An 11,628-nucleotide genomic window follows, 5' to 3' on the forward strand; every position below is an offset into this window, starting at 1 on the left:
TTGAATACCTCCTTATTCTCTTGGTTTTATTATGAAATCCTTGAGAATAAGCTGTCAACTTTTTTTATACCACACCAGTTTGCATCATGAAATCCCTGACAATATGCCGTCTTCCCGCATATCCGGATCATGCACTCCAATTTATCATACAGTTCCTGTATGACGTCCATTCTGCGACAATCCGATAAGTTCTCCTGCATCTTTTCAACTACTATTTTTAGCTCTTTATCTGCTTGTTGAAATTCTTTATCATCATACAAAGCTTCCTGAAATACAGATCCTTCCTGTATCTGATAAAGCTTATTTATAAGTTCGTCTGCCTCATAATCGATTTCCGTATTATGCCTGTACTGACCTTTTTCACGCCTGAGATTAGCAGCCATATCGACAACAAGTAGAATTCCCATCTGAAGTCCTATTTCTGTATATACGCTGGCCGTCTCACTGCTGATCTCATTGGAAAGGTCCAGAAGTTCTGACGTGGGATTTGGATCATACTTTTTTACTGCATCTTCAAACTTGTCGTACAGTTCGTCTATTCTCTCCTCATAATTCCTTGTATCTTCATCCGGTCCCAGACCAAACAGCAGAAAATCCGCAACACTCCGTATATTTGCTTTCCCTAAAATTTCATGTATGTACGCCATATTCATCCTTCTTTCTAAGACAAAAGCCTGTCGCTCACATATCCTCTCAGCATATCTACCGTTACTTCGATAAAGCATGCACAGAATAAAATCAAGAATGCTGCCGCTTCAATACACAAGAGTGCCGCCACCTGAACCCAGTCCTGATAACAGACAATCGTTCCGATCATCAAAAGAATAAGCAGGAAAGTAAAAACCCCTTTTATAAAGCCATATAAATTGACTGTCAGCTTAATGCAAAGGCTGATCAGAGCCAAGATGATCCATACCGGAAGCAATATCAGTTTTTCAATTAATTTTAAAATTATCATGATTTCTCCTTTCCTCCCTCAGGCAAACTGGGGCATATCGTGATTTACCTCAGCCTGATAATAACCATCAATCGTAGCAGGCGCATTAAATAATGCAGCCAGCATATACTTCTTAATATTCTTGACTTTTGAAGTATTCTTTTTCAGACATTCGATCACATATTCGATGTGTGAATATTTAAGTTTCAGAAATTTACTTTTCACAAACTGCACCGGATACCGGTTACTGGCAATCAGTATTTCTTCATTCTGACACAATACTGTCTCCAGTATCAGCTCATAGATCCCATTGATCAGCTCCTGCTCAAAAGGATGGGTGATCAGAAGATTATCATAGTCAATATTCTCTTTGATCAGGCTTCCGTACGCCTGCATAGTTGTCATCCCTTCTGCGGATCGCATCTGAGACGATCCGATTAGATCTGATTCAGTATCATTCTCTTTATTATAACTTAAATTATTATAAATAGAGTTTGTTTTGCAAACTTCTTGAAGTTTATTTTCAGGACTTCTTGAAGTTTGTTTTTGGGACTTCTTGAAGTTTGTTTTGTAAACTTCTTGATCTGACTCTTCCCCCTCATAAGTTTGAATTGTAAACTTCTGTGGCTCTGTCTCCTGATCTGATGGAATATCTTCCGCAGTTTTTTCCTCGTCTGCCATCATAAATGATTTTACATAGATAATATTGGTCTTGCCAAATCCCTGACGTTTCTTCTCGATTAGACCAATCCCGTTTTCACTGTCCAGCTCCTGCAGCGATTTTACAGCTTTATTTCTGCCACAATTCAGCAATTCCATAATATCTTCAATAGAAAAGTATATATAAGCCCTGTTTTCATGATCAAACCACTGGTTCTTGATAGATAAAGACATCCTGTCCAACATCAGCCCATACAATATCTTCGCATCACTGGACAGTCCGCGGAAGTAATCATTCTTAAATAACGCTTTTGGAATCCGGTAAAAACTATACTGATCCGCCTGGGATCCGTAAAAATAATTAAATGATACTTTTTGTTCCATATGTTCCTCCTTTCTTCTGGATTTCAGAGGTGCTATTTCCGGCACCTCTGATCAAGCCGCTGTAAACTGTTTAATATATAAAAGGTTTGGCAGTCCAGATCCTCGGATCTGTTTCTCAACAAGTCCCTTTTCCTCCAATTCAGAAAGGATCTCCATCGCCTTTTTTCTTGAAATACACATATCCTGCTGGATTTCTGCAATAGGATAGATCACATATACTCTGTTCTCTCTGTCGAGCCATTTATTCTTTGATGCCATTCCCATTCGATCCAACAGAAGACCATATAACATCTTAGCCATAATTGACAGAGATGAGAAATCCTTGCCTGTTAATAACAGTTTAGGAATGCGGATAAAAGAGTATTGATCCGCCTCTTTTCCATAAAAATACCGAAACGCCATTTTTTCATCCCTCCTGTTCCGTCTTCCATTTTTCCAATAAACTGACGATTATCCGTTCCATTTGCTCTTCCGAATATTCAAGCGGAAAATATTTCGTGAGTTTTTTCTCTGAAATTGTCACCTTTCTATTTTTGGTTTTAGGAGCAATACAATTATTAAATATCGAGATCATAAAATTCTGACTGATTGTTTCCGTTTCAAGATGTTTCCGCAATGCTGAAATCTGTCCAGGCTTGATGAAACCATTGTCCCGGATATATTCATAAATCCATTTCTGGATTTCCCTGTCGAGATATGAAATATCAACAGCTACCGTGAATTGCAGTTTCTTTTTATCAACAAGTTCGAGCATTTCCGGTATAAGTTCCGTGAGACGAATATAACGCTGTATCTGATTTCTACTGATTCCTACTTCACTCGCGAGGAGTTCATCCGATCTTTTATTTGTCCCATTTTGGGACGCATTTTTTGTTGGTCTCCCGGCTTGTCTCTTCATTGCATTTAATTTCATTTTAAAAGCAAATGCCTTTTCACTCGGAAGTAGTTCTTCCCTCTGAATATTGGCATCTACCATTGCAATTACCGCTTCATCATCTGACAGTTCTCTGATGATTGCCGGAATTGTAGTAAGACCTGCGATAGCAGCTGCATGCATTCTACGATGACCGGATATCATTTCATATTGATCATTCGCCGTTGGACGGATCAATACAGGAGTAAGTACTCCATTTTCCTTTACACTGTCTACCAGATCCTGCATTTTTCCATCATCAAGAACTTTAAAAGGATGATCCTTGAAACTATGGATCCTGCTGATTTCTATCTCCATAGCCGACTCTTCATTCAGAACTCCAAGCATTTCGTCAATACTTGTCAGTTTAACTTTTTCCCCGCTTCTATTTTTCATTTTCCAAAACCTCCTCTGTCAGATTTCTGTATGCCTCTGCAACTTTACTCCTGGGACAGTGTGCATAAATACTTATTCCTTCTGCGCTTGTTTCGGCAGCCTTTACAGACATAGGAATCGTATTCTGAAAGACAACAATCCTTGATCCGTATGTTTCATGTACTTTAGAAGAAATATCTTTCGCATAATTTGTTCTGTAATCGACCATAGTAAGAAGAATTCCCTGGATTTTCAATTTACGGTTCAACCTCTTCTTTACCATCATGATTGTTTTAATTAACTGCTGAAGTCCTTTTACAGGAAGGTAAGCAGCCTGAACCGGGATAAGCACTGAATCTGATGCCACCAGAGCATTAATTGTCATCATTCCAAGACTTGGCATACAATCGATCAAAATATAATCGTATCGTTCTCTCATCATATCGATATAATCCTTCAGTATTAATTCCCTGCTCATAACATTTCCCATTGTCACTTCCAACGCAGAAAGTTCAATATTGCCGGGCATGATATCTATATTTTCCTCATGATGAAGAATCCCATCTGTCATATCGATTTCTTCCTCATTAATAACAGCCGTCAGGATGTTTGCCAGAGTAACCGGAATTTCATCCGGTTCGACATATCCAAGGCTTGCAGTCAGACTTCCCTGCGGATCTGTATCGACAAGCAATACTTTATTCCCTTTCCTTGCTAATCCAATGCCAAGATTTACAGCAGTAGTAGTCTTTGCGACTCCGCCTTTCTGATTTGCTATTGAAATAACCTTACACATTTTTTTATCCTCCTCAATTACTGTTCCCAGTATTGTTCTGCCCAGAGTTTTAATATCGCCAGGATTTCCCGTTTCATTTTCTCCGGTGTATAACTGGATGGGAAATATCGGTGAAGCTGTTCATTTGTAAAAATCACTCTGGAGATTTCTCCCTTCTTAATCTCACTCATAATATCTTCCATCTTTTCTTTTGTGAGCTTTCCTTCTTTGCTTAATCTTTTCATCCGCTGCGCCTGTGACAGTGAAGGCGTAGACTGTGCATAATCCATAGCGTCGAGAAGCTGTTTTTGCTCTTCCTTCTTCAGAGAGGCGATCTCTACTGCAGGATTAAATCCAATCATTTCATCATCCAACTGTTGGAGCAGTTCCGGGATCAATTCTGTAATCTTGATATAGCGTTGAACCTGCTTAGGACTGTCACCGCCTTCCTCTCCAATAATCTCGACTGTCTTTTTCCCTTTGAATTTGTGGTCAATTTGGCTACGCTTTCGACCGCCTTTTCTTTTCATTGCCTCATTTTTCATCATGTAGGCAAATGCCTTTTCGCTGTAGCTGATCCGCTCCCGCTGCAAATTAGAATCCACCATGGAAATAATCGCCTCGTCATCAGACATCACCCGGATGATTACGGGCAGCTTACGATATCCCAACTGCTGTGCTGCATATTTTCTTCTATGCCCTGCCACAATCTCATACACACCGTCCAGGACAGGTCTAACGATCAGTGGACTGAGTATCCCGTAATTTTGAATACTTTCTTTTAGAAGCGACATCTCTTTATCGTCCCTGACCTGAAATGGATGCTTCTTAAAATCACGAAGCCTCTCAATCTCAATTTCAATGACTTTCTCTTTTTCTTCCAATTCTTCCTCCTTCTTTCTTCTGAAACGTAAAAAGCCCGTTCAGATCAGATTTTTATAAATCCGATCCAAACGAGCTTCTCGTTTGACATATCCATGTAATTGATATTGTATCAGCTTTTTTCAGATAATCCGTAATGACGTACCGCCTGTTTATCCAGCATTTTCTCTTTTTTACTATCTAAAACACATGCTGACATCTAACCGAGCACTCATATTAGCTAAACGCCCTGAAAAAAAGTATTAGCCACAGAGCATATTTATTAGCTGGAGGCGCCGATATTTGTCCGTGTATTAGCTGAGATTTCATTCCTGACAGACCCTTTTTTATCTCCAGAAAATGAAATAAGCGGGTAATTATTCAGCCGTTCCAGCTAATAATTCCCGCTTATATTTGCCGTCTCCGGGAGGATTTGAACCTCTGACCCCTCGCTTAGGAGGCGAGTGCTCTATCCAGCTGAGCTACGAAGACATTCTCTGATTTTTGGCTTAAACACTAGGTTTTCAGCCTCTCGGTCAGATAACCGATTCTATGGTAACAGCCATTTTTTATGACTGGTAACCAACAATTTTTTCTGTTTCTTTGACAGTGAAGCGAACACCTTTTTCATGTTCAACTCCTGTTCAATTCGTTTCCGTACCAGATCCGATTTGTACTCAAATCTGCCTGTCCCTGCTTCCATGAGGTGTTCGCTTACCAAACACTTAGGAGGGATCCGTAATATCCATTTTACTAAGGGAACATAACTGTATTTATACCGTACTTAGATATTTTAGCATCTTGCAGGTCTAAAATCAACAGTTATTTTCAATTTCCGGATCAATTTCTAGAAATTGATCCTTCCCTGGAGCCACATGTTCGCCTTAAACCGGCGTCCCTGGGCCGGTTCGCCGAAGACATTCTTTGCCGGCACGCAGACGTCAAACTCCAGCTCGTTCACATCCAGCTTCATGACATAGAGGTCTTCCCCTGTCTCCTGGTTCTGGATCCTATGTACACTCAGGATTTCCCCCAGGATGGAGTATCTGTCACACTCCACCCCGTAGGGCATGAAATAGGTGTCCACGATGCTGAACACATCCTCTGTCACAAGCCGCCTGGAAACCTTTGTATAGATGTCAATATCGTCCAGAGTCAGACTCTCCATGGCGGCCTGGTCTCCGTTTCTGGCCGCGCTCAGGAGCATCATCCGGTTCCGGGACTCCTCCCGCCTTCTTTGCTCCATCTCCTTGCTCTTCATGACAGGAAGAAGGACGGTGCCGGAATTGCAAAGTCCCGCCAGCGTCACAGAGCCAAACTTCAGTCTGTCTCCGGAGAGCTGTCTCTCCTTGATGTACTCCACAGTGTTCTGCAGGTGGAAGATCAGGCTGACGCCCACCTTCACGTCCTCGCAGATTCCCACATAGGCCTCCCGGTCCATCCGCTTTTCGACGACGATGTCCGCATAGGAGGAGATGCCGCTTCCGATGAAATAGGGATAATAGTACTGTCTGTAAAATGTCTCACGCATATCCATATCCCCGCACACGGCAACTCCTATACCTGCCCCACATTCTCTCTGATATTCGCAGAAGTCTGCCTCCTCGTCAAGAGAAACCAGTTCATGGCAGGTATAGTCGCTTTCTATCCTCTTCAGAAATTCATTTAATTCTGTCCTTGACCTGATACAGCCATAACCAATTGACCTTAAATATTTATGCATCTGTCACCTTTATTTTTTCTTTTCAATCTTATCATGGCCGCCCATGTAGGGACGCAGCACTTCCGGAATTCTCACAGAGCCATCTGCCTGCAGGTTGTTTTCCAGGAAGGCGATCAACATTCTCGGCGGCGCTACTACTGTGTTGTTCAGTGTGTGGGCAAAATATTTTCCGTCTGCTCCCTTTACGCGGATGCCAAGTCTTCTGGCCTGAGCGTCTCCAAGGTTGGAGCAGCTTCCCACCTCAAAATATTTTTTCTGTCTCGGGGACCACGCCTCCACGTCGCAGGATTTCACCTTCAGATCCGCCAGGTCGCCGGAGCAGCACTCCAGCGTGCGCACGGGGATATCAAGAGAGCGGAACAGATCCACTGTGTTCTGCCACAGCTTATCATACCACATCATGCTGTCCTCGGGCTTGCAGACAACGATCATCTCCTGCTTCTCAAACTGATGGATCCTGTAGACACCTCTTTCCTCGATGCCGTGTGCTCCCTTCTCCTTGCGGAAGCAGGGTGAGTAGGATGTGAGGGTCTGCGGAAGCTGATCCTCCTCCAGCATCGTGTCGATGAATTTTCCGATCATGGAGTGCTCGCTTGTACCGATGAGATACAGATCCTCTCCCTCGATCTTGTACATCATGGAATCCATCTCGGCAAAGCTCATAACGCCTGTCACTACATTGCTTCTGATCATGAAAGGAGGAACGCAGTAGGTAAATCCTCTGTCAATCATGAAATCTCTGGCATAGGCCAGGACTGCGGAGTGAAGTCTGGCGATGTCTCCCATCAGATAGTAGAAACCGTTTCCGGCCACTCTTCCGGCGCTCTCCAGATCGATGCCATTAAAGCTCTCCATAATATCTGTATGGTAAGGAATCTCAAAATCCGGAACTACCGGATCGCCGAACTTCTCAATCTCCACATTCTCGCTGTCATCCTTTCCGATAGGTACAGAGGGATCGATGATATTCGGAATAGTCATCATGATCTTTTTGATGTTTGCCTCCACATCCTTCTCCTCTGTGGAAAGGCTCTCCACTCTGTCGGCGTTGGCCTGGACTTTTTTCTTCAGCTCCTCGGCCTCCTCCTTCTTTCCCTGCGCCATGCAGGCGCCAATTTCCTTTGAAATCTTGTTTCTCTCAGCTCGCAGGGCCTCTACCTCCTGCTTGATCTCCCTGTTTCTCTTATCCAGCTCCAGAACCTCATCCACAAGGGGAAGCTTCTCATCCTGGAATTTCTTTTTTATATTCTCTTTTACTACATCCGGGTTATTTCTTACAAATTTGATATCAAGCATTTCTTACACCTCATCCTTTTCACTCTTATTCGTTCTCTTCTTGTTGTCCTTTGTTTCCTTTACATCCATGCTGTAGGCCTCGCTGAAGATCGCGCGGTCAAGAGCCTCCGTCTCCTCTTCTGCCAACTCCACGTAGCTCTCTCCTTTGACGATCTCTTTTATATAGGTATAGCAGCCTTCTCTGCTGTGCATGGCGTTGATCACCCATCCGCTGTTGTTCCCGTCCAGCATGGCCAGGGCAAAACTCAGCTTGCCGCCCATCTCGTTAAATGCGTCATACTTGACGATGCCGACTTTTTTGAAGTCCTTCTCCATCTTGCGGTAAATGTCCTTGACATCCTGTCTGTTCTGCTTAGTGAGCTTCGCAAGCCCGTCTATCTCAGAGAATTTGGAGAGGAGACTCTCCTCTAAAGTCTTTCCATCTTTCCCCTTCATAAACGAGTTGTAGCTGTTTTTCAGCCGGTCATATTTCATACTGACATTCACGTACAGTACAAAAAGGGCAATGATCAGTATCAGCATAAAAAGAAAGATAAATGCCGGATCAATCCCCAGTTTTGCCAAGATTGCGCTTTCCATTAAATCTGTTCTCCTTTTCCTATGGACATGATCATATCGAACATGCGTTCTAATTCCTTGTCCGAATAATATTCTATTTCTATTTTTCCTTTTCCTTTTCCCTTTGATGCTACATGAACCTTTGTTCCCAGTACCTGCTTCATCTTATCTTCTATGTCTTCATATATGAAGGCGTTCTCAACAGCTTTCTTTTCTTTGGGCTTTTTCGGGTTTTTGATCTCCTTGATAAGCTTTTCAGTCTCACGGACGCTCAGCTTCTCATCAAAGATCTTGTTGGCCAGTGCATACTGCTGCTCCGGGTCGTCGATGGCGAGAAGCGCTCTCGCATGCCCTGTGCTGATCATATCGTCTATGATCATCTGCTGTACTCTCTGATCCAGCTTCAGAAGACGCATAGAGTTTGTGACAGCCGTTCTGCTCTTTGAGACTCTCTCCGCCACCTCATCCTGCTTCAGGTTGAACTCCTCAAGGAGTTTTTTAAAGGCCATAGCTTCCTCGATGGGATTGAGGTTTTCTCTCTGAATGTTCTCAATGAGCGCGATCTCCAGGATTTCCTGCTCATTATATTCTTTTATAATGACAGGAACTTCCTTTACTCCCGCCATTTTTGCGGCCCGCCATCTTCTCTCGCCCGCAATGATCTCATAGTAATCATTTCTCTTTCTGACGATCAGAGGCTGGAGCACACCGTACTGTTTAATAGAGTCAGCCAGTTCAAGGAGCGCATCCTCCTCAAAATTTCTTCTCGGCTGATCCCTGTTAGGCTCCACCATATTGATCTTCATCATCTGCTCGCCGCTTTTCAGTTCTGCGGTCTCCTCTGCCTTCTTATTTTCCGTCTTCGGCGTCTTCGCAGATTTGTTATCCGGGATCAGACTATCCAGCCCTTTTCCCAGCACCATTCTTTTTGCCGCCATATGTTTCCTCCACTTTTTTAGTGCTACTCTTCTCTCTCTATCACTTCATCCGCAAGAAGTCTGTAGCTCTCAGCTCCGGATGATTTTGGGTCATACTGATTGATAGGCATACCATAGCTGGGCGCCTCTGCCAGCCGAATATTTCTTGGTATAATCGTCTTGTAAATATTCTGGTTTAAATTATCCTTCACGTTTTCAACAACTTGAAGAGAAAGATTTGTCCTGGCATCATACATTGTAAATACGACGCCTTCTATTTCCAGGTTTGAATTCAAACGTTCTTTCACAAGCTCTATCGTATGTATGAGCTGGCTCAAACCTTCCAGTGCATAGTATTCACATTGAATAGGTACAAGTACCGAGTCTGCCGTCGTCATCGCATTGATCGTCAGCATACTCAGGGAAGGCGGACAATCGATAATAACAAAATCATAGTTGTCTTTTACTTTATCAACTTCATTCTTAATGATGTATTCCTTGTTGTCAATACCTATCAATTCTATCTCAGCAGCTGAAAGATCTATATTTGTCGGCAGAACATCCAGATTTTCCAATACATTCTTGCAGATTATCTCTTCTATCTGTGCTTCACCTATAATGAGATCATACACTGTCTTTTCAACACTGTCTTTGTCAACGCCCAATCCGCTGGTCATATTCCCCTGGGGATCCATATCGATTGAAAGAACTTTTTTCTCTTTTTCCGCAAGACATGCTGAAAGATTGATGGCTGTTGTTGTTTTTCCAACTCCGCCTTTCTGATTGGCGATTGCTATTATTCTTCCCATTTTGCTTTACCTCTCTCAGTGATTATTAATAGTATATCACCTTTCTCTTCCATATTCCAGAATATGTTTCACGTGAAACATATTTTTTCTGTTTTCCATAAATGTTTCACGTGAAACATATTGCTTTTGGATATTTTTTATTTCTGGTTAAGTCTAAAATTCAAACAGCAGGTTCTGATGTTTCACGTGAAACATTTTATTCAGATATTCCTTTAGTTCTGTCCTGAGATATGATAAACTATTAGTATAATCATGGAAAGGAGAATTCTCATGAGTTGGAAAAAGGTCCTTACTATTACAACTGTTCTTGCCGGGGCAACTTCCGTTGGCATACATCTTATAAATAAGGCAATATATATTTCGGCTACAATAGATCATTTACTTAAACCCGAAACCGAGACTTATTATGACTGGAAATTTGGCAAAATATTTTACACAAAACAGGGACAGGGTACTCCTGTACTGCTTATACATGATTTAAACACCTCAAGTTCAGAGTACGAGTGGAAAAATATTGTCAAGACTCTTTCAGAGAGCAGGACTGTTTATACACTGGATCTCCTTGGGTGCGGGCGCTCTGAAAAGCCCAATCTCACATACACAAACTATCTGTATGTGCAACTCGTTAACGACTTTATCAAAAACATTATAAAAGAGAAGAGTGATGTGATTGTAACCGGACAATCCTCCTCCTTTATTCTGGGTGCCTGTCAAAACAGCAGCAATATCATCGGCAATATTATTATGATAAACCCAGCTGATATATATACGACAGCCCATATTCCTACCAACAGGAGTCGTATACTGACAAAACTCATTCTCCTGCCTCTTGTTGGAACCCTTCTCTACAACATACTTGTCAGAAAGGATAATATAGAGAAGCTTTTCAGAGAACACTACTTCTTCGATAAGAGTAAAATCAGACACGAAGATATTATGACTTACTACGAGACCGCTCACTATGGAAATTCATCATCCAAGTATCTGTTTGCAAGCCTCAGCGGAAATTATCTGACTGCAAATATAATGCTGTATCTGAAGGATCTCTCCAACAGCATATTTATTATAACAGGGACAGACGAGAAGAATAAAAGCGAAGCTGAAGAATATCAAAAGCTTCTCCCCTCAATCGAGATATTCAGCCTTTCAGAAGCCGGGTATCTGCCGCAGCTTGAGACGCCAGACAAGCTGCTGGAACAAATAAAGATCTGCCTCAATATAGAATAGAGAAAAGTATAGGATAGAGGTAAATATATAAGTATAGATATAAAAAGAACCGCTGCTAGTGCAGCGGTTCTTTCAGACTGTAGACAAAGGTGGTGCTGGAGCCCTAGCTCCAGCACCACTCTTTTTGCCAAAATGCCAACTCCCATATTTTCTTATAAAGGATAAAAAAGCATCCTGATTTTTTGTCCTGCCT

General features: G+C 42.2%; 13 protein-coding genes and 1 tRNA gene. 1 reads left to right on the forward strand and 13 read right to left on the reverse strand.

Annotated features, from left to right (window positions below; genetic code table 11):
- Positions 1 to 29 precede the first annotated feature (29 nt).
- From FGQ86_RS15695 to FGQ86_RS15755, 13 genes are all read right to left on the reverse strand, one after another.
- Complete coding sequence (locus FGQ86_RS15695; RefSeq protein WP_138305082.1) at positions 30 to 647, reverse strand: hypothetical protein; 618 nt, start codon at positions 645 to 647, stop codon at positions 30 to 32.
- A 14-nt stretch (positions 648 to 661) separates the two neighbouring features.
- A complete protein-coding gene (locus tag FGQ86_RS15700; RefSeq protein WP_087224402.1) occupies positions 662 to 958 on the reverse strand; it encodes a hypothetical protein in 297 nt (98 codons plus the stop codon).
- Between the two features lie 18 nt (positions 959 to 976).
- Positions 977 to 1,981, reverse strand: a complete 1,005-nt coding sequence (locus tag FGQ86_RS15705; protein WP_087224400.1) for a DUF6017 domain-containing protein — start codon at positions 1,979 to 1,981, stop codon at positions 977 to 979.
- A 51-nt stretch (positions 1,982 to 2,032) separates the two neighbouring features.
- Positions 2,033 to 2,383, reverse strand: coding sequence for a replication initiator protein A (locus tag FGQ86_RS15710; RefSeq protein WP_087224398.1), 351 nt, complete (start codon positions 2,381 to 2,383; stop codon positions 2,033 to 2,035).
- Positions 2,384 to 2,387: 4 nt separating this feature from the next.
- A complete protein-coding gene (locus tag FGQ86_RS15715; RefSeq protein ID WP_087224396.1) occupies positions 2,388 to 3,290 on the reverse strand; it encodes a ParB/RepB/Spo0J family partition protein in 903 nt (300 codons plus the stop codon).
- The gene (locus FGQ86_RS15720) at positions 3,280 to 4,065 is read right to left on the reverse strand and encodes a ParA family protein (protein ID WP_087224394.1); all 786 of its coding nucleotides are present in this window, start codon (positions 4,063 to 4,065) and stop codon (positions 3,280 to 3,282) included. Before FGQ86_RS15720 ends, FGQ86_RS15715 begins: the two co-directional genes overlap by 11 nt.
- A 17-nt stretch (positions 4,066 to 4,082) precedes the next feature.
- Complete coding sequence (locus FGQ86_RS15725; RefSeq protein ID WP_138305084.1) at positions 4,083 to 4,928, reverse strand: ParB/RepB/Spo0J family partition protein; 846 nt, start codon at positions 4,926 to 4,928, stop codon at positions 4,083 to 4,085.
- 395 nt (positions 4,929 to 5,323) lie between these two features.
- Positions 5,324 to 5,397: transfer RNA gene (locus FGQ86_RS15730), tRNA-Arg, on the reverse strand.
- 355 nt (positions 5,398 to 5,752) lie between these two features.
- Complete coding sequence (locus tag FGQ86_RS15735; RefSeq protein WP_033126075.1) at positions 5,753 to 6,628, reverse strand: DUF3881 family protein; 876 nt, start codon at positions 6,626 to 6,628, stop codon at positions 5,753 to 5,755.
- A gap of 9 nt (positions 6,629 to 6,637) precedes the next feature.
- Positions 6,638 to 7,924 (reverse strand): serine--tRNA ligase, encoded by a 1,287-nt coding sequence (gene serS, locus FGQ86_RS15740; RefSeq protein ID WP_138305086.1) that lies wholly within the window; start codon positions 7,922 to 7,924, stop codon positions 6,638 to 6,640.
- Positions 7,925 to 7,927: 3 nt separating this feature from the next.
- Complete coding sequence (locus FGQ86_RS15745; protein ID WP_033126073.1) at positions 7,928 to 8,503, reverse strand: DUF4446 family protein; 576 nt, start codon at positions 8,501 to 8,503, stop codon at positions 7,928 to 7,930.
- A complete protein-coding gene (locus FGQ86_RS15750) occupies positions 8,503 to 9,420 on the reverse strand; it encodes a ParB/RepB/Spo0J family partition protein (RefSeq protein WP_138305087.1) in 918 nt (305 codons plus the stop codon). Before FGQ86_RS15750 ends, FGQ86_RS15745 begins: the two co-directional genes overlap by 1 nt.
- Before the next feature lie 23 nt (positions 9,421 to 9,443).
- Positions 9,444 to 10,208 carry an AAA family ATPase gene (locus FGQ86_RS15755; protein WP_138305089.1) on the reverse strand — a complete coding sequence of 255 codons (765 nt, stop codon included), beginning with the start codon at positions 10,206 to 10,208 and terminating at the stop codon, positions 9,444 to 9,446.
- Positions 10,209 to 10,478: 270 nt separating this feature from the next.
- On the opposite strand from FGQ86_RS15755, the gene FGQ86_RS15760 reads away from it, so the two are divergent.
- Entirely contained in the window at positions 10,479 to 11,435 is a 957-nt protein-coding gene (locus FGQ86_RS15760; protein WP_033126070.1) for an alpha/beta fold hydrolase, read from the forward strand.
- The last annotated feature ends 193 nt before the right edge of the window (positions 11,436 to 11,628 follow it).

The organism is Clostridium sp. BSD2780061688st1 H5, assembly GCF_005845155.1.
Taxonomy (GTDB): Bacteria; Bacillota; Clostridia; order Lachnospirales; family Lachnospiraceae; genus Claveliimonas; species Claveliimonas intestinigallinarum.